Origin of the sequence: Streptomyces tendae (assembly GCF_008632955.1) — a bacterium.
Classification (GTDB): domain Bacteria; phylum Actinomycetota; class Actinomycetes; order Streptomycetales; family Streptomycetaceae; genus Streptomyces.
On sequence record NZ_CP043959.1, the window covers coordinates 1,244,431 to 1,271,035 of the forward strand.

26 protein-coding genes, 1 tRNA gene and 1 pseudogene are annotated in these 26,605 nt (G+C 72.7%); 9 read left to right on the top strand and 19 right to left on the bottom strand.

Annotated features, from left to right (window positions below; genetic code table 11):
• Window positions 1-15 precede the first annotated feature (15 nt).
• The gene (locus F3L20_RS05915) at window positions 16-1,278 is read left to right on the top strand and encodes a styrene monooxygenase/indole monooxygenase family protein (RefSeq protein ID WP_150152797.1); all 1,263 of its coding nucleotides are present in this window, start codon (window positions 16-18) and stop codon (window positions 1,276-1,278) included.
• On the opposite strand, the gene F3L20_RS05920 is transcribed toward F3L20_RS05915, so the two are convergent.
• From F3L20_RS05920 to F3L20_RS05955, 8 genes are all read right to left on the bottom strand, one after another.
• Window positions 1,242-2,411: a C40 family peptidase gene (locus F3L20_RS05920; RefSeq protein WP_167534476.1), complete on the bottom strand. Its 1,170-nt coding sequence runs from the start codon at window positions 2,409-2,411 to the stop codon at window positions 1,242-1,244. The genes F3L20_RS05915 and F3L20_RS05920 overlap by 37 nt on opposite strands.
• Before the next feature lie 103 nt (window positions 2,412-2,514).
• Window positions 2,515-2,829 carry a hypothetical protein gene (locus F3L20_RS05925; protein ID WP_145827324.1) on the bottom strand — a complete coding sequence of 105 codons (315 nt, stop codon included), beginning with the start codon at window positions 2,827-2,829 and terminating at the stop codon, window positions 2,515-2,517.
• Between the two features lie 28 nt (window positions 2,830-2,857).
• On the bottom strand, window positions 2,858-3,511 hold the full coding sequence (locus F3L20_RS05930; RefSeq protein ID WP_150152799.1) for a TetR/AcrR family transcriptional regulator: 654 nt from the start codon (window positions 3,509-3,511) through the stop codon (window positions 2,858-2,860).
• A 101-nt stretch (window positions 3,512-3,612) separates the two neighbouring features.
• Window positions 3,613-4,551, bottom strand: coding sequence for an AurF N-oxygenase family protein (locus tag F3L20_RS05935; RefSeq protein ID WP_150152801.1), 939 nt, complete (start codon window positions 4,549-4,551; stop codon window positions 3,613-3,615).
• A gap of 194 nt (window positions 4,552-4,745) precedes the next feature.
• Window positions 4,746-6,203: a penicillin-binding transpeptidase domain-containing protein gene (locus F3L20_RS05940; RefSeq protein ID WP_150152803.1), complete on the bottom strand. Its 1,458-nt coding sequence runs from the start codon at window positions 6,201-6,203 to the stop codon at window positions 4,746-4,748.
• The gene (locus F3L20_RS05945; protein WP_150152805.1) at window positions 6,200-7,561 is read right to left on the bottom strand and encodes an FtsW/RodA/SpoVE family cell cycle protein; all 1,362 of its coding nucleotides are present in this window, start codon (window positions 7,559-7,561) and stop codon (window positions 6,200-6,202) included. Before F3L20_RS05945 ends, F3L20_RS05940 begins: the two co-directional genes overlap by 4 nt.
• Window positions 7,562-7,604: 43 nt before the next feature.
• Window positions 7,605-8,207: an SH3 domain-containing protein gene (locus F3L20_RS05950; RefSeq protein ID WP_150152807.1), complete on the bottom strand. Its 603-nt coding sequence runs from the start codon at window positions 8,205-8,207 to the stop codon at window positions 7,605-7,607.
• 162 nt (window positions 8,208-8,369) lie between these two features.
• Window positions 8,370-8,876, bottom strand: coding sequence for a protein-tyrosine phosphatase family protein (locus F3L20_RS05955; protein WP_150152809.1), 507 nt, complete (start codon window positions 8,874-8,876; stop codon window positions 8,370-8,372).
• A gap of 99 nt (window positions 8,877-8,975) precedes the next feature.
• Between F3L20_RS05955 and F3L20_RS05960 the strand changes: the two genes are divergently transcribed.
• Complete coding sequence (locus F3L20_RS05960; protein WP_150152811.1) at window positions 8,976-9,779, top strand: NERD domain-containing protein; 804 nt, start codon at window positions 8,976-8,978, stop codon at window positions 9,777-9,779.
• Between the two features lie 87 nt (window positions 9,780-9,866).
• Here the strand turns inward: F3L20_RS05960 and ligD are convergent, their stop codons facing one another.
• Window positions 9,867-10,748, bottom strand: a complete 882-nt coding sequence (gene ligD / locus F3L20_RS05965) for a non-homologous end-joining DNA ligase (protein ID WP_150152813.1) — start codon at window positions 10,746-10,748, stop codon at window positions 9,867-9,869.
• Window positions 10,749-10,812: 64 nt separating this feature from the next.
• Here ligD and F3L20_RS05970 point away from each other — a divergent pair, with 64 nt between their 5' ends.
• On the top strand, window positions 10,813-11,844 hold the full coding sequence (locus F3L20_RS05970) for a Ku protein (RefSeq protein WP_150152815.1): 1,032 nt from the start codon (window positions 10,813-10,815) through the stop codon (window positions 11,842-11,844).
• 431 nt (window positions 11,845-12,275) lie between these two features.
• On the opposite strand, the gene F3L20_RS05975 is transcribed toward F3L20_RS05970, so the two are convergent.
• Complete coding sequence (locus F3L20_RS05975; protein ID WP_150152817.1) at window positions 12,276-14,048, bottom strand: beta-ketoacyl-[acyl-carrier-protein] synthase family protein; 1,773 nt, start codon at window positions 14,046-14,048, stop codon at window positions 12,276-12,278.
• A gap of 432 nt (window positions 14,049-14,480) precedes the next feature.
• On the opposite strand from F3L20_RS05975, the gene F3L20_RS05980 reads away from it, so the two are divergent.
• Together F3L20_RS05980 and F3L20_RS05985 are read left to right on the top strand one after the other, a co-directional pair.
• On the top strand, window positions 14,481-14,996 hold the full coding sequence (locus tag F3L20_RS05980; protein ID WP_150152819.1) for a SigE family RNA polymerase sigma factor: 516 nt from the start codon (window positions 14,481-14,483) through the stop codon (window positions 14,994-14,996).
• On the top strand, window positions 14,986-15,783 hold the full coding sequence (locus tag F3L20_RS05985; RefSeq protein WP_240810846.1) for a hypothetical protein: 798 nt from the start codon (window positions 14,986-14,988) through the stop codon (window positions 15,781-15,783). Before F3L20_RS05980 ends, F3L20_RS05985 begins: the two co-directional genes overlap by 11 nt.
• Before the next feature lie 35 nt (window positions 15,784-15,818).
• On the opposite strand, the gene F3L20_RS05990 is transcribed toward F3L20_RS05985, so the two are convergent.
• The 6 genes and pseudogenes from F3L20_RS05990 to F3L20_RS06015 all read right to left on the bottom strand — a co-directional run bounded on the left by F3L20_RS05990 (window position 15,819) and on the right by F3L20_RS06015 (window position 21,807).
• On the bottom strand, window positions 15,819-16,481 hold the full coding sequence (locus F3L20_RS05990; RefSeq protein WP_150152821.1) for a response regulator: 663 nt from the start codon (window positions 16,479-16,481) through the stop codon (window positions 15,819-15,821).
• The gene (locus F3L20_RS05995) at window positions 16,478-17,563 is read right to left on the bottom strand and encodes a sensor histidine kinase (protein WP_240810847.1); all 1,086 of its coding nucleotides are present in this window, start codon (window positions 17,561-17,563) and stop codon (window positions 16,478-16,480) included. The genes F3L20_RS05990 and F3L20_RS05995 overlap by 4 nt, the downstream gene beginning before the upstream one ends.
• 95 nt (window positions 17,564-17,658) lie before the next feature.
• Window positions 17,659-18,456: pseudogene (locus F3L20_RS06000) on the bottom strand (lysostaphin resistance A-like protein); the annotation flags it as partial.
• A gap of 200 nt (window positions 18,457-18,656) precedes the next feature.
• Entirely contained in the window at window positions 18,657-19,517 is an 861-nt protein-coding gene (locus tag F3L20_RS06005) for a carbohydrate ABC transporter permease (RefSeq protein ID WP_150152825.1), read from the bottom strand.
• Entirely contained in the window at window positions 19,514-20,455 is a 942-nt protein-coding gene (locus tag F3L20_RS06010; RefSeq protein ID WP_145827340.1) for a carbohydrate ABC transporter permease, read from the bottom strand. The genes F3L20_RS06005 and F3L20_RS06010 overlap by 4 nt, the downstream gene beginning before the upstream one ends.
• A complete protein-coding gene (locus F3L20_RS06015; protein ID WP_240810848.1) occupies window positions 20,455-21,807 on the bottom strand; it encodes a sugar ABC transporter substrate-binding protein in 1,353 nt (450 codons plus the stop codon). Before F3L20_RS06015 ends, F3L20_RS06010 begins: the two co-directional genes overlap by 1 nt.
• A gap of 194 nt (window positions 21,808-22,001) precedes the next feature.
• Between F3L20_RS06015 and F3L20_RS06020 the strand changes: the two genes are divergently transcribed.
• Together F3L20_RS06020 and F3L20_RS34425 are read left to right on the top strand one after the other, a co-directional pair.
• Window positions 22,002-22,844 (top strand): class I SAM-dependent methyltransferase, encoded by an 843-nt coding sequence (locus F3L20_RS06020; protein ID WP_150152827.1) that lies wholly within the window; start codon window positions 22,002-22,004, stop codon window positions 22,842-22,844.
• Window positions 22,841-23,206, top strand: a complete 366-nt coding sequence (locus F3L20_RS34425) for an Imm21 family immunity protein (RefSeq protein WP_276615866.1) — start codon at window positions 22,841-22,843, stop codon at window positions 23,204-23,206. The genes F3L20_RS06020 and F3L20_RS34425 overlap by 4 nt, the downstream gene beginning before the upstream one ends.
• A 204-nt stretch (window positions 23,207-23,410) precedes the next feature.
• On the opposite strand, the gene F3L20_RS33930 is transcribed toward F3L20_RS34425, so the two are convergent.
• From F3L20_RS33930 to F3L20_RS06045, 3 genes are all read right to left on the bottom strand, one after another.
• Window positions 23,411-23,824, bottom strand: a complete 414-nt coding sequence (locus tag F3L20_RS33930) for a type II toxin-antitoxin system VapC family toxin (RefSeq protein ID WP_167534477.1) — start codon at window positions 23,822-23,824, stop codon at window positions 23,411-23,413.
• Window positions 23,821-24,084 (bottom strand): CopG family transcriptional regulator, encoded by a 264-nt coding sequence (locus tag F3L20_RS06040; RefSeq protein WP_150152836.1) that lies wholly within the window; start codon window positions 24,082-24,084, stop codon window positions 23,821-23,823. Before F3L20_RS06040 ends, F3L20_RS33930 begins: the two co-directional genes overlap by 4 nt.
• 634 nt (window positions 24,085-24,718) lie before the next feature.
• Window positions 24,719-24,790: transfer RNA gene (locus F3L20_RS06045), tRNA-Arg, on the bottom strand.
• A 193-nt stretch (window positions 24,791-24,983) separates the two neighbouring features.
• On the opposite strand from F3L20_RS06045, the gene F3L20_RS06050 reads away from it, so the two are divergent.
• Both F3L20_RS06050 and nrtL read left to right on the top strand, forming a co-directional pair.
• Window positions 24,984-25,466, top strand: a complete 483-nt coding sequence (locus F3L20_RS06050) for a response regulator (RefSeq protein WP_206338908.1) — start codon at window positions 24,984-24,986, stop codon at window positions 25,464-25,466.
• A gap of 97 nt (window positions 25,467-25,563) precedes the next feature.
• On the top strand, window positions 25,564-26,601 hold the full coding sequence (gene nrtL / locus F3L20_RS06055; RefSeq protein WP_150152839.1) for an ArgS-related anticodon-binding protein NrtL: 1,038 nt from the start codon (window positions 25,564-25,566) through the stop codon (window positions 26,599-26,601).
• The last annotated feature ends 4 nt before the right edge of the window (window positions 26,602-26,605 follow it).

Here is a 26,605-nt window from a genome sequence, read left to right on the forward strand (position 1 = left end):
AGGAGCGTCCCCCGTATGCGGAAGATACTCGTCGTCGGGGCCGGTCAGTCCGGTCTCCAGCTCGCCCTGGGACTCCAGTCGCACGGGTACGAGGTCACCCTCATGTCCAACCGGACCGCGGACGAGATCCGCACCGGACGGGTCATGTCGACGCAGTGCATGTTCCACACGGCCCTGCAGCACGAGCGCGACCTCCAGCTGAACTTCTGGGAGTCCCAGGCGCCGAAGATCCAGGGCCTCGGCGTCTCGGTCGCCGCCCCCGGCTCCTTCGACCCGGGCCCCTCGCAGCGCGCCATCGACTGGCTGGGCAGACTCGACGGGTTCGCGCAGTCCGTGGACCAGCGCGTGAAGATGGCCGGCTGGATGGAGACCTTCGCCCAGCGCGGCGGGCAGCTCGTCATCCACGGCGCCGCGGTCGGCGACCTCGACTACTTCTCCCGCGCCTACGACCTGGTCCTCGTCTCGGCGGGCAAGGGCGAGCTGGTGCAGATGTTCGCCCGGGACGCCGAGCGCTCCCCGTACAGCGAGCCGCAGCGCGCCCTCGCCGTCGCCTACGTGCACGGCCTCGGCCCGCGCCCGGAGCACCCGGACACCGAGGCGGTCCGCTGCAACCTGGTCCCCGGCGTCGGCGAGATGTTCATCATGCCGACGTACACCATCTCCGGCCGCGCCGACATCCTGTTCTGGGAGGGCGTCCCCGGCGGCCCGCTGGACGCCTTCAAGGACGTCAAGGACCCGGCCGAGCACCTCTCCCTGACCCTGGAACTGATGGAGAAGTTCCTGCCCTGGGAGTACGCGCGTGCCACCAAGGTCGAGCTGACCGACGCCGGCGGCACCCTGGCCGGCCGTTACGCCCCGACCGTCCGCAACCCGGTCGGGCGTCTCCCCGGCGGCGGTCTCGTCCTCGGCGTCGCCGACGTGGTCGTCGCCAACGACCCGATCACCGGCCAGGGCTCCAACTCCGCGTCCAAGTGCGCCGCCGCCTACCTCGCCTCCATCCTCGAACACGGCGACAAACCGTTCGACGAGGAGTGGATGCGGCAGACCTTCGACCGCTACTGGGCCACGGCGCGGCACGTCACCAAGTGGACGAACGCCATGCTCGCCCCGCCGCCGGAGCACGTCCTCAACCTGATCGGCGCCGCAGGCCAGCTCCAGCCGGCCGCCGACCGCTTCGCCAACGGCTTCAACAACCCGGCCGACTTCGAGAACTTCTTCTACGAGCCGGAGAAGACCAGCGCCTACCTGGCCGAGATCTCCGGCGCGGCCGGCGCGTAGGTGGCGCCGTAGCCCTCGTCGGACCCGTCCGTCGCCCCCTCGGGGAGCTCCGGCGGCACATAGTGCTCCACGGGCTCCCCGCCGGGGTCGGGCCGCACCGCCCCCAGCACCGGGTTGGCCGCGATCGGCGACACCTTGATCCGCGCGCCGGGCCTGGGCGCCTGCACCACCATGCCGTCACCCAGGTAGAGGGCGACGTGCGTGGCCTCCGGGAAGTACACGACGAGGTCCCCGGGGCGCAGGTCCGCCAGCGCGATCCGCTCCAGCCGCGCCCACTGCTCCTGACTGGTCCGGGGGATCGGGGCGCCCGCGGAGTGCCACGCCTCGGACGTCAGCCCCGAGCAGTCGTACGTCGCCGGGCCCTCCGCCCCCCACTCGTACGGCTTGCCGAGCTGCTCGACCGCGTACCGCACGGCCCGCTCACCGGCCGCCGACGGCGCGCCCGCGCCGCTCAGCGCCCCGGACGCCACCAGCTCCCGCTGGGCGTCGGCGACCCGGGTCCGCTCCAGCTCGGCCAGCTGGGCCAGCTGGTCCGCCGTGAGCGAGGCCAGCAACTCCTCGACGTCGTGCAGCCGTTCCACGACCTGGTCGCGTTCCTTCTTGCGGCGCTCGGTCAGCGCGATCCGCTCGTCCAGTGCCTTGCGCGCCTTGCGTGCCAGCTCGTCGGCCTCCTTGGCGTCACCGGTCAGCCGGCCCACCGTCTGCGCCCGCTCCCGCGCCAGCTGCCCGATCACATGCCCTTGTTCCAGCGCCCGCTGCGGGTCGCGCGCCAGCAGCAGCCGCAGGTAGGGGGAGAGGCCGGTGACGCTCTGGTACTGCTGCCGGGCCAGCCGTCCGGCCGCGCCGCGGCTGTCGTGCAGGGAGAGCCGGGTGCGGGCAAGCGCCCGGTCCAGCCGCGCGGTCTCGGCGCGCTGCTCGGCCAGCGCCTCCTCGGTGGCGTTGTAGCGCTCGGTGGCCTTCTCGGCCTCCCGGTACAGAGTCTGAAGATCCGTCAGCAGTGCGGCGACGGAGCGACCGCCGGACGCGGCGGGGGAGCCGCCCGGTTCCGGGTCGGCCGCCGCGGGCACGGGTGCGAGAACGGTCCCGGCCGCCAGTGCCGCCGTACACACCAGACGCAGAAGCATTCCTGACACGCCATCACCTCCGACGCGGGGCGGCTCGTCCGCTCCGCACCGCGAGCATCGAGGCGGTAGGCGCGGTCCGCTCGCCGAGTGTGCGCGGTTCGGCGCAACCCGGTCACCCGTCCGCGTCGTCCGGCTTGCCCTGCGGCGTGGCGTCTGGAGCGGGGCGGGACTTCCGCCAGGGCCACCGCGGTCCGTCGCCGGCCCGCCCGGTCGGGTCGTAGAGGTACTTCCAGCGGGCGGTCAGCCCGGTGAGCCTGCCCGTCCCGCGGGGTACCCGGCGGTAGACGAGGACCGTGGGCGGGCCGCCGTCCGGGGCCGGCACGGGGATCCGGTACGTCTTGGGCGGATGCCCGGTGATGCCCAGCAGCACGGGCAGGACACGCCCGTCCATGGGGCCGCCCTCGAAGGGGGTGTCTTCGCTCTTCACCCCACCAGTCTCGGCCATCGGCCGCGGGTCACAGCTCCGCGGCCAGCGCCCGCACCAGCGCGTCGGTCTGCGCGTCCCGCCGCGCGGTGACCGTCAGCAGCGCCACGAACTGCTCCACCAGCCAGTCCCGCAGCTCCGCCGGCGGCGGCTGCTTGTCCTCGTCGAGCCAGATCAGGGAGGCGGCCTCCACGGCGGTGATCCACATGCGGATGGTCATCCGCAGCCGCGGTCCCGGATCGGCGACGCCGAGATGGCTGAGAATGTGCTCCGCGGCGGCCCGGCGCACCCCGTCCACCAGGGCGGTGGTGCGGGAGGTCTCCACCACGCTGCCGCCCTGGAGCAGCGCGCTGAAGCCGGTGTCGTGCCGGCCGACGAAGGCGAGGTAGCGCTCCACGGCCCGGGTCAGCCGGGGGAGCAGCGGCCCCACGTGCGGCTCGTCGAAGCAGTCCCGCAGCTCGTCGGCGGCGGACTTCAGGGACGCCTCGTACAGCTGCTGCTTGCCGCCCGGGAAGTAGCGGTAGACCAGGGGCCGGGACACTCCGGCCGCCTCCGCCACGTCGTCCAGGGACACGTCCTCCGGGGCGCGGTGGGCGAACAGGGACAGCGCGGCCTCCAGCAGCTGGCTGCGGCGCTCCTCGACACTGAGGCGCCGGTAGGCGGGGGTGGGGGCCTGCGAGGTCATGCCCGCAGCGTAACCGCGGCTCCGCGCCGGCCGCCCGCCCCGGCAGGCCGATATCCGACCCCGGAACGCGCCGGACCGGCCCGTCCGGAGACCCCGGCCGCCTACGCCAGCAGGCCCGAGGACCGCCACAGCCGACGGCCCGCACCGCGCAGCACGCCGATGTCGTCCAGGAAGTCCGTGAGCTTCTTCGCCCCCTGCTGCATCACGTCCCGCCGGTGCCCGCTCGCCTTCACCTGGGCGACCGCCTCGCGCCGGTCCAGGCCGACGTTCGTGTAGACCTCCGGGTTCACGAAGGCCACCGAGAACACCCGGGCGAACTCGCCGGAGGAGACGCGGGTGAACTCCTGGGACCACCGAGGGGCCGTCATCATCTGGCGCCGCAGCTCCTCACGGGCGTACCGGACGTGCCGCGCCTCCTCGACCACGTGGATCCGTGTGACGCCCCGGATCAGGGGCTGCACCCGCTCGTCCGGGAAGGTCAGCCGCTGCATCCAGTCCAGCACCTCCTCGCCGAGGAGGGTCGCGGTGAACGAGCCGGGGGTGGTGGAGACCGTCTTGAACAGCCGGCCCAGGTTGTGGTGGATCCTGCTCACCGGGTACCAGGGGGTGCCGCTCTGCTCGATCACCCGGGCGAACATCTTCGAGTGGCGGCACTCGTCCTCGATCTCGGTGAGGGCGTACCGCACGTGCGCGCTGGTCGCGGACTTGTCGTAGATGTGGCGGACCAGCAGCTGCATCAGGATCAGCTCGAACCAGATGCCGAGCGAGGCGAGCGCGGCCGCCTCGTGCCGGGAGAGCAGGATGCGCTGCTCCTCGCTCATCCGCCGCCACATCGGGGTGCCGTACAGCGAGACCAGCTCCGGCGGCCAGAACCACTTGCCGTCCTCGAAGGGGGCGTCCCAGTCCAGCTCCTTGTCCGGGTCGAAGGAGTGCTTCGCGGAGGACTCCAGCAGCCGCCGGGCCACCTGCTCCCGGTCCTTCAGCTGCCCGAGCGCGTCCCGCAGGCCGTCGAGCGCGTCGGTTTCCGGCAGGGTCGTCATGACGGTTCCACCTCGGGGGCGTCTCGGGTTACCGGCAGGTCACCTTTATGAGACTGCCTGTCAGCAAGCCCGTCAATCCCCCGCGCACGACTTGTCGGCGAGCGGTGCGCCCGGCGCGTGCGGGCCTTCGCCGGGCGGGAAGGAGGTACGCAGGGTGAAGGTGTACGGCGTCGGGCCCGCGCCCCGTAGTTCGCCTACTTCTTCAGTACCGCCTCCATCACGGCGCGGGCGACCGGCGCCGCCGTCCCGCCCCCGCTGATCTCCCGCCGGCTGCCCTCGGCGTCCTCCACCACCACGGCCACCGCCACCTTCGGCTCCAGCTCGTCCTCGCGCTGCGCCCAGGAGATGAACCAGGCGTACGGCGTCCCGGAGTTGCCCAGCCCGTGCTGGGCGGTGCCGGTCTTCCCGCCGACCACGGCACCGGGGATCGCCGCCTTCTTGCCGGTGCCGTCCTCCACGACACCGCGCATCAGCTCCCGGATGTGCGCCGCCGTCGCCGGCAGCATGGCCCGCCGCACCGACCGCGACCCGGCCGCCGCCACCGTGCCGCCGCTCGCCCGCGTGGTCCGCTCCACCAGGTACGGCTCGCGCACCTGCCCGCCGCTCGCCACGGCCGCCGCGACCATCGCCATCTGCAGCGGCGTGGCCCGCGTGTTGTACTGCCCGATCGACGACAGCGCGAGCTGCGCCGCGTCCACCGTGGTGTCGAAAGTGCTGGTCGCCACCCGGAACGGGATACGCAGGTCCGGGTCGTTGAAGCCGAAGCCCTCGGCCGTCTCCCGCATCCGCGCCACCCCGGCGGACGCCCCGAGCTGGGCGAACACCGTGTTGCAGGACCACACGAACGCCTCGCGCAGCGTGGCGTCCTCGCAGTCGCCGGAGCCGTTGACCAGCCGGGTCGTCGTCCCCGGCAGGAGGTACGGGTCGGGGGAGCGGGTCGGCCTGTCGAGGTCCTTCACCGTGCCCGCGTCCAGCACCGCCGCCGCGGTGACCACCTTGAACGTCGACCCCGGGGGGTAGGTCCGCTGTACCGCCCGGTTCAGCATCGGCCGGTCCGGGTCGGCGTTCAGCCGCGCCCAGGCCTCCCGCGCCGTCCTGCCGTTCCCGGACAGCGGCTCGGGGTCGTACGACGGGACCGACACCAGCGCCAGGATCCGCCCGGTCGACGGCTCCACCGCCGCCACCGCGCCCTTCCGCCCGCGCAGGCCCTCGGACGCAGCCTGCTGCGCCCGCGGGTCGATCGTGGTCAGCACGTCACCGCCCGCGCTGCGGGAGCGGGTGAACTCGTTCCACAGCGGGAGCGGCGCGAGCACCGGGGCGGCACCGGACAACACCCCGTCCTCGGTGTCCTCCAGCAGCGTCGTGCCGTACTCCTGCGAGGCGAAGCCCGTCACCGGCGCGTACAACGGCCCGTCCCTGTACGTCCGTTCGAAGCGCAGGTGCTCCCCGGTGTCCCGGGACCCGGTGACCGGCCGGCCGGCGACCAGGATGTCACCGCGCGGCTGCTGGTAGCGGGCGATGGCGGCACGGCGGTTGGCCGGGTTGGCCTCGTAGTCCTCGGCGTGCAGCACCTGCACCCGCGCCGCGTTGACCAGCAGGGCGACCAGCAGCAGCGCGCAGAACAGCGCGGCGTGCCGGATGTGCCGGGTCACCGGAGCGCACCCGCGCCGGACTGCCGCCGCGCGCTGTCGCTGAGCCGGACCAGCAGCGCCACGATCGCCCAGTTGGTCACCACGGACGAACCGCCCTGCGCCAGGAACGGCATGGCCATCCCGGTCAGCGGGATCAGCCCGGTCACCCCGCCCGCGATCACGAACACCTGCAGCGCCACCAGGGAGGCGAGGCCGACGGCGAGCAGCCGGCCGAACGGGTCGCGCAGCGCCAGCCCCGCCCGGTAGCCGCGCTCCACCAGCAGCCCGTACAGCAGGAAGATCGCGGACAGCCCGGCCAGGCCCAGTTCCTCGCCGGCCGTCGCCAGGATGAAGTCGGACTTGACCGCGAAACCGATCAGCACGGAGTGTCCGAGCCCCAGTCCCGAGCCCAGGATGCCGCCCTCCGCGAAGGCGAACAGCGACTGCGCGATCTGGTTGGGGCCCTCACCGGCGTCGATGGAGGCGAACGGGTGCAGCCAGGTCTCGATCCGGTGGTGCACGTGCGGCTCCAGCCGGCCCACCGCCACCGCCCCGAGCGACGCCAGCAGCAGGCCCAGGGCGATCCAGCCGGTGCGGCCGGTGGCGACGTACAGCAGGACCACGAACAGGCCGAAGAACAGCAGTGATGTGCCGAGGTCCCGCTCCAGGACCAGCACACCCACGCTGACCAGCCACACGGCGACGATCGGGCCGAGCACCCGCCCGGTGGGCACCTGCATCCCCCAGACGCGGCGGCCCGCGTAGGTGAGCGCGCCGCGGTTCGCGGCGAGGTACGCGGCGAAGAACACCGCCAGCAGCACCTTCGCGAACTCGCCGGGCTGGATGGAGAATCCGGCCACCCGGATCCAGATCCGCGCGCCGTTCACCGCGGGGAAGAGGATCGGCACCGTCAGCAGGACCAGAGCGACGGTGACGCAGAGGTAGGTGTACCGCTGGAGCACCCGGTGGTCGCGCAGCACCAGGATCACCGCGATGAACAGCGCCACCCCCAGCGTCGACCAGATCAGCTGGGTGGGGGCGCCCCGGTCACCGGGCGCCTCCAGGTCGAGCCGGTAGATCAGCACCAGACCCAGCCCGTTGAGCAGGACCCCGATCGGCAGCGGCAGCGGGTCCGCCAGCGGGGCGCGCCAGCGCACCGCCAGATGCGCCAGCAGGGCGAGCACGCCGAGCCCGGCGCCGTATCCGGCGGCGCCGGGCGGGACGGTGCCGTTCCTGGCGAGGCCGACGGCGCAGTAGCCGTACACCGACAGCCCGACGGCCAGGACGATGAGGGCGAGTTCCACGCCGCGGCGCCCGGTGAGGGGGACGGTGGGCGCGGGCGGATCCGCCGTCGCCAGGGTGATGCCGGCCTTGCTCATGTCCGGAACTTACCCAGATGTGACGCTTCGCGTGGTGTGCTCATCAGCACCAGCGTGGCGCGGGACCGATGTTGTCGATGTGCCGGGCAGGACCCCAGGCCCAGGTGCCGTCCGTGAGGAGGTACCAGAGCGGGTTGCCGTCCACCTTGTCGCCGGGGACCTTGCAGAAGATCGAGACGACCTCGCCCTTGTGGGCGTACCGGATGACGTGCGAACCGCGGTTGGGCGCGCTGCGCAGGGCCAGCTTCTGCGTGGTCACGACACCGCGGTACTCGCCCTGGTCGCCGTGGTTGCCGCCGGCCTGGTTGCCCCAGTCGCCGTTGCCGCCGCTCTGCTGGTTGCCCCCGCTCTGCTGGTTGCCCCCGCCCTGCTGGCTGTTGCCGCTCTGCTGGTGGGAGCCCGAGCCGGTGTTGTTGCCCGAGCCGCCGTCGTCCCCGCTGCTGTGGCCGGAGCCGCTGTTGTTGTTGCTGTTGCCGTTACCGTTGCCGCTCTGCTGGCTCCAGTTCCCTTGACTGCTCTGGTTGTTCTGGTTGCTCTGGCCGGGGTCGTCGGCGGCGAGGGCGGGGGTGACGGCGGTCGCGACCGCGAGGGCCCCGACGGCGAGCGCCATGGGCAGACGGCGGGCGAGCGGGGGACGCGGTGACATGGCAGTACCTCCATGGGGGGAGACAACAGGTCGAAGGTGACTTGTCGCCACATTAGGAGCGACCCTTGGTGCCCGCCCGCCTTGCTGCGCCATCGGGGACGGCGCTCCGCCCTCCGGGTCACCCGCCCCTTCCGCGCCCCGGACGCGCCGGCCTGGTGCCGGTCACTCCGTCAGCTCCTCGAGCAGCCGGGCCGTGGTGAGCCCGGACCGCAGGTAGTCGACGAACAGGTCGTTGTGCAGCGCCCAGGAGGAGCGGCGGGAGCGGATCAGCCGGATCGCCGACTCGGCCGTCCGGCCCCGCCGCATCAGCGCGTGCGCGACGACCAGGCCCGAGCGGTTGTAGCCGTGGAAGCAGCGGACCAGGACCGTGCGCCCGGCGTCCTGCGCCTCGCACGCCGCCTCGGCCAGCCGGATCACTCCCGCCAGCTGGGTGCCGTCCAGCGGCCCGTCCGGGATGGGCCACACGTGGTGCTCCACCCCGGGGTCCGGCCCGTGACCGGGCAGCCGCAGCAGGGTCTGCACGAGATCGAACTGCCGGTCCACCACCACGGACTCCAGCTGCCCGGCGGGCCCGCGGACCTGGTGCCCGCCCATCCACAGGCCGGGCACGATCTCGTCCCACGGACTGTCCGGGGCCGGTACGTCGGGTTGACTCCTGCGGGTACGCAACGGCGTCCTCCCACCCTCACGCCCAACTCCTGTCCAAGGTAACCGGCTTCTTGCCCCGGCAGCACCCCGCCTGGTCCCATGGATGCGGGGTGATGGCGCATGGACCGACCGCGCGTCGTGCCGACCCGCCGGCACGGCAGGGACCGGCTGTACGTCTGCCTCCCGGACGGCAGGACCATCGCCTGGTACGACCGTGAGGCCGCCCGCGTGAACCTGCTCGGCGAGGAGTACGAGGAGGAGGCGCTCACCGCCCTGGCCCCCTTCCTCACCGGCCCGGTCACCGTCGGCCCGCCCCCGGTCCCCACCTCCGCCGACCTGACCCGGCTCGCCCTCCACGCCGACGACGACCTCGCCCCGAACCGTCCCGGCGAGGCCCTGCTGGTCGGCCTCGACCGCGACCCCGGCCCGGCCCGCCGCCTGCGCCCCGACCCGCGCCGGCGGGCGCTCGCCGCGCAGCAGACCGTGGGGGGCGCCCTGGACCGCGTGGACGGCGCCGGCGTTCATGTCCTGCACTCGCTGCCGCTCCCCGGCGGCCACCGCGTCCACCACCTGCTGATCGGCCCCGGCGGGCTGTACGCCCTGCACGCGCTGTACGCCCACAGACAGCGCGTGACCGTCGCCGACCCTCTGGTGGGCCTCGGCCGCCGGGCCCCCGAGCCCCTGCTGCACCGGTTGCGCGCCGACGCCGACCGGGCCTCCCACGCCCTGACGGCCGAGGTCCGCCCGGTGCTGGTACCGGTCGGCGCCCAGCGGATGACGGTCACCGGTCCGCCGCGCGGGGTGCGCGTCCTGACGGACGCGGACGTGCCGGGTCTGGCCCGCGGGGGAGGGGTGCTGAAGCCGGCGGACGTGGAGGCGCTGTACGCGGCGGCCCGTGACCGGCACACGTGGGCGCGGGTGTGAGGTGGCGTGTGCGGTGGGCGTCGGCGGTGCTGTTCCAGGCAGGCGCGGCGGTGCGTCCGGGGCGAGCGCGGGCTGGGTGAGCGCGGGTCAGGGCAGCGTGCCCGCGTGGTCGGGGTCCAGCAGCGGGGCCAGCAGGTCGCCGTGGTCCTGCACCCGCGGGGGGATGTCCGGGGCGAGCAGGGCCATCCGGTCCGGGGAACGGCACTCCTCGACCTCCTCCCAGGTCACCGGCGCCGACACCAGCGGTTCGGCCCGCGCCCGCAGGGTGTAGGGGGTGGCCGTGGTCTTGCGGGCCGCGTTCTGGCTCCAGTCGACGAAGACCTTCCCCGGGCGCAGGCTGCGTTTCATCTGGTGCAGCACCAGCCGGGGCATCGCCCGCTCCGCCTCGACGGCCAGCGCCTTCGCATAGTCGGACACCTGTTCGGATGAGGCCCCGCGTACCGCCGCGAGCAGATGCAGCCCCTTCGACCCCGACGTCTTCGCGTACGCCTCGATCCCGTCCCGCGCCAGTCGCTCCCGCAGCCACAGGGCGACCTCGCAGCAGTGCACCACGGTCGCGGGCGCCCCCGGGTCCAGGTCGAACACGATGCGGTCCGCCTGTCCGGGGTCGGTGATCCGCCACTGGTGGGTGTGGAACTCCGCGACCAGGTTCGCCGCCCACATCAGGCTCGGCAGGTCCTCCACCAGCACCATCCGGGCCGGCCCCTCGGACCTCGGCACCTCGGCTGTGGTGACCCAGTCGGGCGTACCGGGCGGCACGTTCTTGGTGAAGAAGACCTGGCCGTCGGGCCCGTCCGGATAGCGCAGGAAGGACACCGGCCGCTCCCGCAGATGCGGCAGCAGCACCTCGGCGACGGTCGCGTAGTAGTGCAGTACCTCCGCCTTGGTGAAGCCAGTGGCGGGATACAGCACCTTCTCCAGATTGCTGAGCGGGAGCCGTCGCCCCTCCACCTCGGTGATGGGAGCCATACGATGAGAATCTCACGCAAACTGTGACAAATGCTTCGACACTGATCGGCAGACGACCGGAGAGGTGCTGCACGTGAGGTCCATCTGGAACGGCGCGATCTCGTTCGGGCTGGTCAGCATCCCGATCAAGCTGGTGAACGCCACCGAGAACCACTCGATCTCCTTCCGCCAGATCCACACGGAGGACGGCGGCCGGATCCGTTACCGGAAGTTCTGCGAGCTGGAGGACCGTGAGGTCACGGGCCAGGAGATCGGCAAGGGCTACGAGGACTCGGACGGCTCGATCATCCCGATCACCGACGAGGACCTGGCGGGGCTGCCGCTCCCGACCGCCAAGACGATCGAGATCGTCGCCTTCGTGCCCGAGGACCGTATCGACCCGCTCCAGATGGACGCCGCGTACTACCTCGCTGCGGGCGGCGCGCCCGCGGCGAAGCCGTACACACTGCTCCGGGAGGCGCTGAAGCGGAGCAAGAAGGTGGCCATCACGAAGTACGCCCTGCGCGGGCGGGAGCGGCTGGGCATGCTGCGCGTGGTCGGCGACGCCATCGCCATGCACGGGCTGCTGTGGCCGGACGAGGTCCGCGCCCCCGAGGGGGTCGCGCCGGACACGGACGTCACCGTGCGCGACAAGGAGCTGGACCTCGCGGACGCGCTGATGGACACGCTCGGCGAGGTCGACCTGGAGGATCTGCACGACGAGTACCGCGAGGCGGTGGAGGAGGTCGTCGCCGCGAAGGCGGCCGGCGAGGCCCCGCCGGAGGTGCCCGCACCGGAGCGCGGCGGCAAGGTGCTGGACCTGATGGCGGCCCTGGAGAACAGCGTCCGGGCGGCCAAGGAGTCCCGTGGCGAGGACGCCGAGGTCAAGGAGCTCCCGCAGCGCAAGACGTCGCGTTCGTCCCCGAAGGAGACGGGCGGCAAGAAATCGACGTCCACGGCGAAGAAGACGGCGTCGTCGCCTCGGAAGTCGACGTCGAAGACGTCGCAGGCCGAGAAGGAGGCGACGTCGAAGACGACGACGTCGAAGACGGCGAAGAAGACCCCGGCGAAGAAGACGTCCGCGAAGAAGACGGCATCCCGCAAACGCTCGGCCTGACCCGCCTGGGCGGTGGGGGTGCGCGCCGTGCCTGCGGTGTGTGGGTGGTGCGTGGCCGGGGTGGGGGTGCGCGCCGTGCCTGCGGTGGGTGGGTGGTGCGGGGACGGGGTGGGGGTGGTCGTCCTCGGTCCGGCGCGAGAGTGCGTGCTGAGTGGTGGACGGTGCGGACGCGCCGGCCGCTGCGGGCGCCCACCCCCACCCCGTCCCCTCCCCGCCGCGGGCGGCTGGACCGACACCGGTGGCCCGGGCGGGCGGCGGCCGCAAGGGTCGCCAACCGCGGGCAGTCGTGCCGCTGGGGCGATGGGGGTCCCCCCGCTCGAGCGGAGCCGAGAGTGGGGGAGGGTGGGCGCGGCGGCACCCCGTAAGCGCCGGGCTGCGCGAACACCCCCCGGCCCACACCAGCGCGGCGGCGCCCGAGAGGCGCACCCGGGCTACGCCACCCGCCGCAACGCCAGCACCGCGTTGTGCCCCCCGAACCCGAACGAGTTGCTCAGCACAAGATCACCGGTGTCCGGCAACGGACGCGGAGCGCCCCGGACGACGTCCAGATCGATCCCGTCGTCCACCTCCGCGCACCCCACCGTCGCCGGCACCACCCCATGCCGCAGCGTCAGCACCGCGGCCACCGCCTCGACCCCGCCCGCGGCCCCCTGCAGATGCCCCAGGTGCCCCTTCAGCGCGGTCACGGGTACGTCCCGCCCGCCCAGCACCGCCCGCAGGGCCCGCGCCTCCGCGAGATCCCCGTCGACCGTGGCGGTCGCGTGGGCGTTCACATGGACGACGTCCGCCACCTCACCGCCCGCGTCCCGCACCGCCCGCCGCAGCGCGAGCGCGATGCCGTCGCCGGACGGGTCCGGAGCCGCCACATGGTGGGCGTCCGCCGACAGCCCCCACCCGGCCGCCTCGCAGTAGATCCGCGCCCCGCGGGCCCGCGCGTGCTCCTCGGACTCCAGCACCAGCACCCCCGCCCCCTCGCCGTTGACGAACCCGTCCCGGTCCTTGGCGAACGGCCGCGACGGCGACCCGTGGTTCGGGTCACCCTCCGCCAGCGCCCGCATCGCCGCGAAGGACGCCATGATCGCGGGCGTGACGACCGCCTCGGCACCGCCCGCCAGGGCGATGTCCACCCTGCCGTACCGGATCCGGTCCACGGCCTGCCCGATCGCCTCCGTGCCCGAGGCGCACGCGCTGGTCACCGTGCGGGCCTCCCCGGTGATGTGCAGGTCGAGCGACACCTGCGAGGCCGCCTGTGACGGCACGGTCATCGGCGTGGTGAGCGGGGAGACGCCCCGCGGCCCCCGCTCCCGCAGCCGACGGTCCCCGCCGACCAGCACCGACGCGTCCCCGAGGATGGCGCCGAGGCTCACCCCGACCCGCTCCGGGTCCAGCCCGCTCTCACGGGTGCCGCCGTCGGCGTACCCGGCGTCGGCCCATGCCTCCCGCGCGGCCAGCACCGCGAACTGGGCAGCCCGGTTCATCCGCCGCGCCGCCTGCCGGGGCAGCAGCCCGGCCGGGTCGACCGGCACCGTGCCGGCGATCCGCACCGGCAGCCCGTCGAACTCCTCGTCCGTCAACTCCCGTATGCCGTGCCGCCCTTCGAGCAGCCCCTGCCACAACGCGCCGGTGCCGACGCCCAGCGGGGTGACGGCACCGAGCCCGGTGACCACCACCCGGCGCGGCCCGGCCGCCGCCGCCGTCCGCGCGGGACGCGGCTCGTGCCGTACGACCCGTCCCTCCGAGTCGGCGCCGGCGGCCCAGCGCCGCACCTGCGTGTCGGTCGCGCCCGCGCCGGAGTCCTCCCCGGCGTCCCGGTGCCAGGCACCGAAACGGCGTACGTACGTCACCTCGTCGGCCATTGGGTCCACCGCGCGCAGGACGACCAGCCGGTCGCCGTCGCGGAACTCCACGCCGTCCAGGGAGAGCGAGCTCACCCGCGGCACCGCGGCCACATCCAGCCGGCGCCCCGCTACGGTCACCGTCTGCTCGCGCCGCAGATCCTCCTCGCGGTCCACCCCGCCGAGCGGCGGCCGCAGCGTGACCCGGATCACCTCCGGGGAGACGGGCAGCGTGTGCGTGACGACGTACCAGTGGTGCCGCGCCGCGTCCTCGGGCGTCAGGGCGAACAGGTCGCCGGGGACGACCTCCGCGGCGGTCACCGCGTAGGGACGTATCGGTACTTCAGGCGTTTCGGGGGAGTGGGTCATGGCCGCGCATGCTCTCTTTGGTCCGAACTGTCGTACTCCGGGAGGTTCCGAGTGTTCTGTACGAACTCCGAAGCGGCCATGGCCGGCTCTGATCCATGTCCGATTTGACCCGTTCTGCCTTTCGGGTGACACGGAACACATCGGTCAAGGCACCGACGGCTGGGCAGAGTTACCGGGACGTAGTGGCACTGTGGAAAACGTCACGAAGCCCGGGCCGGCCGCCTTGCCCGCCCGGCGGAACGAGCCGTACGTCACACCCCGCGCGGCCCCGCACCGGGCCCAGCCCCACCGGCACGGCGGACCGACTGATCCCGGCGCCCTTGTTCGGCGTCTTCTCAGACGGGCGTGCTTCGATGTGCGCGACCTGCCGGGCCGGACCGCGAGGCGGTGACGAACGGTCCACGACGGTGATCCGAGACTGGGGTGGAGGGCATGGACGAGGACGAGTTCGACGTTTTCTACGCGGCCGCCTTCCCCCGTCTCACCGGCCAGCTCTTCGCCTTCACGGGGGACCTCGGCGAGGCCCAGGACGTGGTGCAGGAGGCGTTCGTGCGCGCCTGGGACCGGCGCCACCGGCTGCTGGCCGACGAGGCGCCGGAGGCGTGGGTGCGCACCGTCGCCATGCGCCTCGCCGTGAGCCGCTGGCGCCGCGCCAAGCGCTGGCTTGAACTGGTGCGCCACTCCCCGCCTCCGGAGGCGACCCCCGGCCCCGGACCCGACCGCACCGCTCTGGTCGCCGCGCTGCGCCAACTCCCGGAGGCCCAGCGGATGGCGGTCGTGCTCCACCATCTGTGCGACCTCAGTGTCGAGCAGGTAGCCTCCGAGACCGGCGCGCCGGTGGGGACGGTCAAGGCCCGGTTGTCCCGCGGCCGGGCGGCACTGGCCAGGCACCTGGCGGTGGACGAGGCCGAGGAGCCGGCCTGGGAGGAGGGCGGCCGTGTCGGATGAACTCCGCGGTGCCCTGCGGGAACTGGCCTCCCGGCACGAGAGGCCGCCGCGCCTGGCCGCCGCGGAGGTCAGGGACCGCGCCCGGCGCCGCTCACGCCGCCGCAGGGCCGTCCTCGCCCTCGGCACGGCCGCCACGGCGGCCTGCGCGGCGACGGTGGTGGCCCTCACCCTGCACACCGAGCCGCCCGGCGGGACACGGCACCGGCCCGGCGCCACACCGGCCGTCTCGCCCTCGGCCGCGCGGTCCCCGAGCGTCGCGGCCCCCTCCCGGGCGCCCCGCCCCTCGGCCGGCCGGCTGGACCTGGGCCTGCGGACCCTCACCCTCGCCGGCCGCGTCCTGCGCGTCGACACGCGGGCCTCGGGCCGGTTCCCGCCCGGCACCCGGCTCACCGTGATCGCCCGGACCGACGGCGGGGTACTGCCGTTGCGGACCACCAGGACCACGGTCCAGAGCGTCAAGGTCCCCTACCTGGTCCAGCTGCGCACCCCCGACGGCGAGCGCGTCTACGCCGGACCCCTCTCCTTCGACGCCCGGCTGCTGCGGGCCCTGTCCGGCACCACGGGCTGGGTGGGCATGAGCCTGGCGGACGCCGAGTGGTTCCACGACCGGGTCCGGACGGGCGACGAGATCGAGCTGGCGTCCGCGGCCGACGCCGGCGGTGGCGGGGCGACGGGGGCCCGGCCCGCGCCCACGCAATCGGCGGACCACCTCGGGACCAGCCGATCGGCAGGCCGAACCCCCCTGGCGCGCGGAGACGGTCAGGTCGCCGAAGGGACGCACGACTGATCCTTCACGCACCCGGCGTGGCCCAGGCCCCCGGGTCAGCTGACCAGACCTCGCCGGTACGCGTACACCACCGCCTGCACCCGGTCCCGGAGCTGCAGTTTCGACAGGATGCGTGACACGAACGTCTTCACCGTCTCCTGGCTGATCACCAGCGCCGCCGCGATCTCGCTGTTGGACAGCCCGTCCGCGATGAGCCGCAGCACCTCCAACTCACGTGGGGTCAGCGGGATCTGCCGGGCGCCGTCCTCGCTGGGCCGGATCCGGGAGGCGTACCGGCCCACCAGCTGCCGGGTGACGTCCGGGTCGAGCAGCGCCGCGCCCGAGGCCACCGTGCGGATGCCCAGCAGCAGCCGGTCCGGCGGGGCGTCCTTCAGCAGGAAGCCGCTCGCCCCGGCGCGCAGCGCCTCGTACACGTACTCGTCGAGGTTGAACGTGGTCACCACCAGCACCTTGACCGGGTCCCGCACCCCTGCGCCGGCCAGCAGCCGGGTGGCCTCGATGCCGTCGAGCACCGGCATCCGGACGTCCATCACGACGACGTCAGGACGTACCCTCGCGGCGAGCTCGACGGCGGCCTGCCCGTCGGCGCACTCGCCCACCACCTCCATGTCGGACTGCGCGCCGATGATCGTCACCAGCCCGGTGCGCACCAGCGTCTGGTCGTCGCACACGAGCACCCGCACGGGCGTGCCGCTCACGAGCCGCTCCCGTTGGGTATCCGCGCCCGTACGGCGAACCCTCCGCCGGGCCGCGGACCCGCGTCGAACTCGCCGCCGAGGACGTCCACCCGCTCCCGCAGACCGGCCAGCCCCCGCCCGCTGCCGCCCGGTGAGGTCCCGCCCGCCGTTCCGGGACCGTCCGTGCCGACCTCCACGGTGATGTCCCTCTCGCTGTGCTGCACCAGGACCGAAGTACGTTGCCCGTGAGCGTACTTGAGGGCGTTGGTGAGGGCCTCCTGCACCACCCGGTAGGCCACGAGATCGGCACTCCCCGTCGACGTGGCCGGGGTGCCCTTCTCGGTGAACTCCACCGGCTGCCCGGCCCGGCGGGTCTGCTCGACCAGGGTGAGCAGCCGCCCCACGGGCGGGGTACGGGAACCCACACCGTGGTCCGGGTTGAGCAGGTCCAGCAGATGCCGCAGATCGGCGACGGCGCGGCGGCCGGTGTCGGTGACCGCGGTCAGGGTCTCGTCGAGCCGGTCGGGCGCGGCCGTCAGGTAGCGGGCCGCCTCCGCCTGCACCACCATCGCGGTCACGTGATGGGTCACCACGTCGTGCAACTCACGAGCGATACGCGCCCGTTCGGCGGCTCGACTCTGCTCCGCCACCTGATGGCGCCGCTCCGCCTCCGCGAGCCGGGTGGAACGCAGCCACACCCCGCCGCCCCACAGCAGGCACAGGGCCACGTAGAACGACACGAACTCGGCCGCCGGCTCCTCCGTCCCGCGCCGCACGAACTCGGCGACCAGGGCGACGTACGCCAGCGACAGGCCGGCCACCGCCGTGCGCCGGTACCGCTCCAGATGGGCACCCGTGCTGAGCAGCGCCAGGGGCAGCGCGCTCGCGGCGACCGAGTGGTAGCCGCACAGCTGGTCGAGGGCGAACCCGCCCGCCACCAGGACCAGGCAGATCAGCGGCCACCGCCGCCGCAGGGCGAGCGGAAGGCACTGCAGACCGATCGCCACGACGGCCACCGCGTCGAACGGCCGGTCCACCGTGCTGCCGATCTCCGTGCCGCTCCCGTGGAAGTCGGGCACGAACGCCGTGGCGAACAGCAGCACGGCGAACGGGAGGTCCCGGACCGTGACGTGCAGCCGGCCCAGACCTCCCGCGCCCCCGCAGAGGAGTCACCGGCGAGCACCACGGGGTCGACACGCTTCGAGCGGCGGACCGTCATCGTGCCCCGCCGACGGGCCAGCCACAGGAACCCGGCGGCGACGAGCAGGCAGAACACCAGGGTGTACATGCTGCCCTCGGGCCCGAACTCACCCCCGCTGATCAGGGTCGGCCCGGACGTGGAGGCGTCCAGCAGGCCCTGCTGGGTGTCGTTGCCGGAGACCTCGGTGCTGAAGATGCCGGACGCGGCGTAGTTCCACCCGAAGTGCAGCCCGATCGGCACCCACAGGTTGCGGGTGGCGACGTACGCGGCGCCCAGCATCGGTCCCGCCGACAGCGTGATGACGGCCACGCCCCACAGGCTCGCGTCGGGGTTCGCCAGATGCCACGCGCCGAACAGCACACTGGTCACGATCAGCACGGCCCAGGTGCCGGCACGCTCCTCCATGATCCGGAACACTACGCCGCGGAACAGGAGTTCCTCGGTGACGGAGGCGGCGGCCATGAATCCGGCCAGCCCCACGGCGCCCGTGGCCGACCCCCAGCCGTCCACCTCGTAGTGGCCCACGAAGGCGATGTTCGCCACCACGGCCCCGAACACCAGCACGCCGATCAGCAGCCCCCGGAAGAGGGCCCCCGCCGCGCCCTTCCGGGCCACCTCCGTGACCGTCCGCCGCTCGGTCCGCCCCACGACCCACGCGTAGACGTACACGGCCAGCACCGCCGTCGCCAGGCCGAGACCGAGCGTGAGCCACGGATTGTCCTCGGCGGCGGCGACGCACTGTCCCCCGATCAGGGACACCACCACCACGGCCAGCAACTGCCACACGACGCGCACGACTCAGCTCCTCGACGAACGGGGTTGTGGACCGCGGCAGGTGTCCGCCGCACCGACCGCCCCGACGTTACGGATCCGCCGCGCGCAAGGCGTCACCTCCCGGTGGACACCTCACGTAGCTCGCGTGGGGGACACGCCGCAGGGTGCTCCCCGTCAGCGCGCGGCACACCGTGTCCCACAGCTGCACGGCGTGCCGCGTCCTACCCCTTCACAGCCCCCGAGGTGAGCCCCCGGATGAACGACCGCTGGAGCGCCAGGAACGCCAGCACCGACGGCAGCATCGCCAGGAACGCGCCCATCAGCAGCACCCCGATGCCCACCTGGTCGTCCGAGCGCAGGGAGCGCAGTGCCAGCGGCAGGGTGTACTGCGCCGGGTCGGTGGCGACCAGCAGCGGCAGCATGTACTGGTCCCAGATCATCGTGAACCCGAAAATGCCGATCACCCCGAGCGCGGGCCGGCACAACGGCAGCACGACCTGCCAGAACACACGGAACTCGCCCGCGCCGTCCAGCCGCGCCGACTCCTCCAGCTCCTTGGGGATCTCCTTCATGAACTCGGTCATCACCAGGATGGAGAAGCCCCAGGCGGCCACCGGCACGATCATGCCGACCAGTGAGCCCACCAGGCTGACGTGCAGCACGGGCAGGTCCGCCAGCAGCACCGACAGGGGGACGGCCAGCACCTCCTCCGGCAGCATCATCGTCGCCAGGATGAGCACCAGCACCGCCGCCGACCCGCGGAACCGCTTGCGGGCCAGCGCGTACCCGGCGAACACGCTCACCAGCACTTGGAGCGCCAGCCCGCCGCCCACCACGACGAAGGAGTTGAGCAGGTAGTCCAGCACGTTGCGGTCGATCGCCCGTTCCAGGTTGTCCAGGGACAGCCGGTCGGGCAGCAGGGTGAACTGCGTGGGGTCCACGGTCGGGGTGAACGCGCCGATCATCAGCGCCAGCAGCGGCCCGGCGAAGACCATGAACAGGGCGGTGTACAGCACGAACCGCAGCACCCGGGCCCACGGCCCGCGCGCCTCCGCCAGCCCGAGCGCGGTCTCGTTCCTCATCGGACCTCCCTCCGGCGCAGGCGCGACGCCACGGTCAGCACCAGCAGCACCAGGAACAGCAGTACGGTCCCGGCCGCGGCGACCCCCAACTCGTTGCGTTCGAGGCCGAGTTTGTACGTGAGGGTCAGCAGCACCTCGGTGGAGCCGTCGGGCCCGCCGTTGGTCAGCAGGAACACCTCGGTGAAGATGCGCAGCCCCCGGATCGCGGCGAGCGTCAGCAGAATGGCGAACACCGGCCGCAGCCCCGGCAGGGTGACGTGCCAGATCCGCCGCCACCGCGAGGCGCCGTCGACCGCGGAGGCCTCATAGAGCACCCGGTCCACCCCGGCCAGCCCGGCGAGGAAGATCATCATGTCGTACGGGGCCCCGCGCCAGATGCCGACGAAGGCGATGGACGCCAGCGAGCTGTCAGGGGAGTTGAGGAACTCGCTCGGTCCCAGACCGAGGACGCCGAGCACCGAGTTCAGCGCGCCGCCCTCCGCCGGGTAGTACATGACCCGCCAGACCTCGGCGACCACCGCCATGGCCGTGACGACCGGCAGGAAGATCGCGGAGCGGATGAACCACAGCGAGCGGGTCTGGCCCTCCAGCAGCAGGGCCAGCGCCAGCCCCAGCACGATGGAACCGGCCGTCGTCGCCACCGCCAGCACGACCGTGTGCCACACCGCGGCGCCGAAGTCGGAACTGCCGGCGATCTCGGCGTAGTTCTCGCCCCCGACGTAGGTGTTGCCGAGGAACGGCCGCACCTCCTCGAAGCTCATCCGCACGGCCTGCGCCATGGGGATGAACTTGAAGTAGAGGAACAGCAGCAGGGCAGGTGCCAGGAACAGCCACGGTGTCGCGGCGCGCCGCAGCCGCGCCCGCACCGGCGGAGCCGTACGGGACGGGCGTCGGGCCTCCGGCTTCCGCGACGCCGCCCGCGCCTCGGTCACCGTCATCAGCCCTTGGCCTCCTGCTTCTCCAGCTCGGCGTCGATCTCGTCGGCGAGCTCACCCATCGCCCCGGCGACGTCGCGCGAGCACTGGGAGACCACGCCGTTCAGTCCCTCGGACGAGATCTGGCGAACCGTGGCCCAGTTGGGCAGGGCGGGGGCGTTGCGGCCGTGGTCGTCGTAGACCTCCTGGAAGACGTCCCAGCGCGGGTCGTCGCGCTCCGCGGCACCGTCGACCTTGGTGTTGACCGGCAGCCGGACGATGATGCCGCCGTTGTCGACGCCGAGGCCGATCTTCTGCCCGGCGGGGGAGGCGGCGAACTCGGCGAACTCCTGCTGGCCCTTCTCGTTGCCGGATCCGGCCATCAGGTAGACGTTCTCGCCCTCGGCCAGGGCCGCCTCGCCACCGGTGCCGGGCGGGGCGGCGACGACCTCGTACTTGTCCTTGCCCAGCGAGCCGTCGAAGCGCGGCAGCATGTACGGCCCGGTCAGGTAGATGCCGCCCTTGCCGCTCTCGAAGACGGTGTGGGTGGTGGCGGAGTCGGCGGTGCTGGCGCCGGGCTGCACGACCTTGGAGTCGCAGAACATGGCCTGGAGCTTCTCGACGGCCTTGACGGAGGCGGGGTCGTCGACGGCGGCGCTGTACCCGTCACCGTCCTTCTTGACGAAGTCACCGCCCTCCGACCACAGCATGGTGGAGAACCACCAGGTCAGATAGCCCCGGGTGGTGCTGCCGGGCACGACCATGCCGGCGGTGTCCTTCTTGCCGTTGCCGTCGGGGTCCTTGTCGGTGAACGTGTCGGCGAGCTGGATGAGTTCGTCCCAGGAGGAGGGCACCTGAGCCCCCACCTTCTCCCGCCAGTCCTTGCGTATCAGCAGGGCGAACGCCTGCGAGTTGAAGGGCACCCCGTAGTACTTGCCGTCGTACCCCTGCGCCGCCTCCCAGGCGCGGTCGGCGATGTCGCCGCTCCCGGCCACGCCCTTCCGGTCCACCTCGCGGACCAGCCCCTGGGTCACCAGGTTGCCCAGCTGGCCGGTGTCGTTGATGACGATGTCGGGAAGGTCCTTCTGCGCGGTGCGCTGCTGGAGCTTGGTCTCGAAGTCGTTCACGCCGACCGCGACGAGCTTCGCCTCGATGCCGCTCTCCTCGGAGAACGCCTTGGTGAGCGCCTCCGCCGACTCGGCGGCGGGGCTTCCGGCGTCCTGCCGGATCCAGACCTCCAACGGCGCGGAGTCGTCCTGCTGTTGACCGGAGGAGCCCGAGGAACACCCGGTGGCGGTGACGGCGGCGGCGACCACCACGGCGGCGAACGCGCCGAGCCGCCGCGTTCGTACTGGCTTGCGGAGTTGCTTCGACACGGGAAGCTCCGTCCATTCCGTACGGGCGAGGTGGCGGGACTCTATGCAGAGAGTTGCACCCGAATCAATACAATGAACAGAATTTACATACATGAACTCATGGTGCTTACCCCACAGCCCTCACGGGACGCGGCTGGAGCAATCCACCCCTGGAACCGGCCCCGGAACCGATCCCCGCAGGGCACGATGACCCCATGGCGGACACCCCCATCGCGAACACGCACCAGTTCGAGGCCTGGAACGGCTACGAGGGCCGGCACTGGGCCGAACACCAGGCGCGCTACGACGCGTTGAACGACTCCCTGAACGGCCCGCTCCTCGACGCGGCCGCACTGCGCGGCACCGACACGGTCCTGGACATCGGCTGCGGCAACGGCCACGTGACCCGGCTGGCCGCACGCAGCGCGCACCGGGCGGTGGGCATCGACCTGTCGACCCCCATGCTGGAACGTGCCCGCGCGACCGCCGAGACCGAAGGCCTCACCCATGTGACCCACGTCCAGGGCGACGCCCAGGTTCACCCTTTCGAACGGGCGACGTTCGATGTCGCCCTGAGCCGCTACGGCGTCATGTTCTTCACGGACCCGGTGGCGGCGTTCACGAACATCGCCGGCGCCCTGCGCCCGGAAGGCCGCCTGGCGTTCGTGTGCCCCCAGTCCTTCGACCGCCTGGACCAGGCCAGGATCTTCGAGGCGGTGGCGCAGTACGCACCCCTGCCGGACCTGACGGCGGCGTCGAAGACGGGCCCGGCCTCCTTCGCGGACCCGGCGCGGTCGAGGGACGTCCTCTCCAGGGCGGGCTACACGTCGATCGAGGTGGAACCCCTGGAAACCCACCAACTCTGGGGTGCAGACCCCGCCGACGCGTCGGCGTTCCTCTTCGGCTGGGGCCCGATGCGCCACTGGCTCCGCGACACACCGGCTGAGGCGGTCGCCCGCGCGCGGGATGCGGCAACCGAGGCATTCACGGCGTACGCGACGGAGGCGGGGGTGCGACTGAGGTCACGGAGCTGGCTGGTGACGGCGACGCGTGGCTGAGGAAGGCGGACGGCTCGCCCCGGAGTGGGCGGACGCGGGACGAACCAGCCACGACGCACTACGTACCCGAACACGACCTCTTCCTACGCCGGCTGGCAGCGGACAACGAGGCCGACGCCCCCTGGGAGGAGTACGGCACCTGGACGACCGACGGCCCAGCGGTCCTGATGGACTCAGCCGAAGCGGGCTCGGATCTGAACCAGGAATACCCCGACGGCGGCACCCCGTCCTACGCCCCACTGCCCCTCCCGCCAGGCACCTGGCGAGTCCGAGCGGCGCACACGGAGGCGCACGGAACCCGGGCAGGCCTGGTCCAACTCGTCCCCACGGACGCGCACCCGACGCTGCCACCCCATACGTAGGTCACGGCACCAGACCCGGGCGCTCGTGCCGGTCAAATCCAGCCGCGGAGGATGACGGGGGCCGCGCGGACAGTGCGACGGCACCTGGCCACGCCAGGCAGGCACGCTGGACTGCCGCATCCAGGCGCAGCCGCCGACGAACGGCTCGCCCTGGCCGCCCCCGCTGCGACAGCTGATTCCGGCTTCGAGGGCTGAGCGCCGCCGTCAGACCTTGATCACGGTGATACGCCCGCCGCCGAGCGCTGTGAGGTCGTCCGGGTCGGAGGTGAGAACCGTGACCGGGCCGGGCGCGGCGAGGGCGGTGGCGCACAACATGGCGTCGATGGCGTACTTGTGGCCGTGCAGGCCGGCTTCGGCAAGGAGCGTGGCCGCCTGCCGGGCGATCGGCTCGCTGACCGGTTCGACGACCAGACGCGAAAGGGTCCACTCCAGAGCCGGGCGGTTGATGCGGGGATGTACCACTTCGACGAGGGTGGCTGCCGATGTGATCACGCGCAGGTCATCGGCGCGAGCCAGAGCGAGCCAGCCGGTCACTGCGCGGTCACGCAGGACGGCCTTGGCCAGCCCTTCGCTGTCGAGGACCAGGGTGCCGCCCGGGGTGGCGGGGGTGTGCGTCACGCCGCGTCCGCCCCGCTCTGGCGCTGCTGCTTGCGCGCCTGGTGGAGCTGGTCCCGCAGAGCCTGGACCTCCTCCTCCGTGATGGCGCCGTGCTCAGCCTCGGCGACCTGAATGAGGTCGTTGAGGTTGTCGCGCTCGATCTGGCGGGCGACGGCCGCGGCGACGTAGGACGACAGGCCGGAGGGGCCACTGCGCGCACGAGCGGCCTCGGCGATGTCACGGGGCATCGTGATGGAGTACTTCTGAGTAGGCTCGCTCATGCTCCATATGCTACTGCTGATGCCACCACCGCGGGCGGTATGCAGGTCCGATAGTCATTACGGAGCGAGCGAGTCGGCACCAAGGACGCCGGGCGGGCGAGCAGCCCTGGGGACACCGACGACCTCGTCGCCGCCTGGACCGGCCACCCCACTCCACACGCGGCACGTCCATCTCGCCGGCCGCTCATACCGCTCATACCGGCGAGACGGTTGACCCGGCGCAGCGTGCGACTGGGCTGGCTTGGCATCACGGACCTCACCGCGCTGTCAGGCCGACCACCCCAACTCAACGGGAGCGGAGTCGTCGAGCGCGACTACCGCCCAGGCGCGGATTACTGGCAGTGAACTCTCCTCCCACCTTGACCGCCCGCCACCACATTTTGGTCCGCCGGGCTCCGCGCGGCTTGGGGCGCAGGCTTCGGCAGAAGACCGGGGAACGGAGAGCACCCGGGACGAACTCACTCCGCCGACTGGCCGACCACCCATCTCCGTCAGGAGCACCCAGGATTTCGCCCCCGCCACCATTGGCTCTGCACAGTGCACCACTCCATGCCCCATTCGCCCTGCACATACGCGAAGACCCCGCTCACAGCGTTTCCGCTGGTGACGGGGTCTTTGGGCACCTCATGCAGGGTGCCCCCGGCAGGATTCGAACCTGCGCACACGGCTCCGGAGGCCGTTGCTCTATCCCCTGAGCTACGGGGGCGTGTCGGTCGCGGTGATCGCGGCGACGGGTAGAACACTACCAGTTCCACGGGGGTGGTCATGAACCACTTTCCGCGCCGGTCGGGGTCGGTCCGGCGTGCGGCGAGTCGCCCGGCCGAGGTCGGTCCGGCGTGCAGCCGGTCGCCCGGCCGACGGCGGTCCGGCGTGCGGCCCGTACCCCGGTCGAGGTGGAAGTGGGCAAACGCCGGACGCGGTGGCCGGTCCCGACCTACTCTCGAGTGGTGCCGAGCACTTCGGGCCGGGTTCTTGTGGTCGACGACAACAAGGTCATCCGGCAGTTGATCAGGGTCAACCTCGAGCTGGAGGGCTTCGAGGTGGTGACCGCGGCCGATGGTGCCGAGTGTCTGGAAGTCGTGCATCAGGTGCGGCCCGACCTCATCACCCTGGACGTCGTCATGCCTCGCCTCAACGGGCTCAGAGCCGCCGGGCGGCTGCGGTCCGACCCCCGTACCGCCCACATCCCCCTCCTCATCGTCAGCGCCTGCACGCAGCACGAGGTCGAGAGCGGGCTCGACGTCGGCGTCGACGCTTTTCTCGCCAAGCCCTTCGATCCGCAGGAGCTTGTCCGGCTCGTCCGCGCGCTCGTCGCAGATCCTCTCGGACGCGTGCGCGGGCCCGGGGACGCCGAGGCCGCCGCCGGGCACGCCGGCAGCTGAGAACCGCAGGTCCGGCCGTGTCCACGCGCGTCCACATCCCGGGACAGGCGCCCAACCTGTTCGCCTACCCACCCCCCTCCTCGCCTACGCTGGTCCCGTGACCCCCGTCGAGCTCTCCCGCACCGTGCTGCACGCGGTGCGCCGTGCCGTCGACGAGGGGGAACTCGCCGTCACCGTGCCCGAGCGGGTCGTCGTCACGCCCCCCGGGCCCGGAGGATGCGGCGACTACGCGACCAACGTCGCCCTCCAGCTCGCCCGCCCGGCCGGGCAGCCCGCCCCCCAGGTCGCCGCGCTGCTGCGTTCCCGGCTTCTCCACGCCGACGGGATCAGCGACGTCGTCGTCACCGGGCCGGGCTTCCTCAACATCTCCCTCGGGGGCGCCGCGTCCGTCGAGGTCGTGGCGGAGGTTCTGCGATGCGGGGGCCGGTACGGGCACGGAGACTCCTTCACCGGGCAGGGAGTCGTACGGCTGGTCGCGGCCCGCGAAGTGCGCGCTGTCGTTCAGCTCGATGCCATGGCCCGGATCCTCCGGTCGCAGGGCGCCCTCGTGCACGCCGAGTGCGCGGGTCCGCTCCAGGCCGAGTGGGGGAGTGTGCTGGGCGTCCACGTCGACGGTGTCTGCGGTGAGAACGCCGAGGTCGGGGTTCGGCCCGTGCCCGCGCCCTCCGATCCGCTTCCCCTCGGCCGTGACGCCGCCCGCTGGGCCCTGCTGCATCCCGCGCCGCACGACCGGCCCCGGATCGGGGACGAGCATCTGGTGCAGCGTGAGAGCAACCCGCTGTTCCGGGTGCGGTACGCGCATGCCCGCAGTCGGGCGCTTGTACGTAATGCCGCCGATCTTGGGTTCACGGGAGAGCCGGGGGTCGTGGCGGACCAGCCGGCGCTGTGCCAGACCCTCGCCGACCACCCCCGCGTCCTCGCCGCCACCGCCGCGCACCGCGCCCCCGACCGCCTCGCCCGGTACCTCGTCGCCGTCGCCGACGCCCTCGCGCCCCTGCTGCCCGCCGTGCTGCCCCTCGGTGAGGAGAAACCCTCGGCCGTCCACCGTGCCCGGCTCGCCCTCGCCGAAGCCGCCGGGACGGTGCTGGCCGGCGGCCTGTCCCTGCTCGGCATCGAAGCACCCGAACATCTCTAGGAAG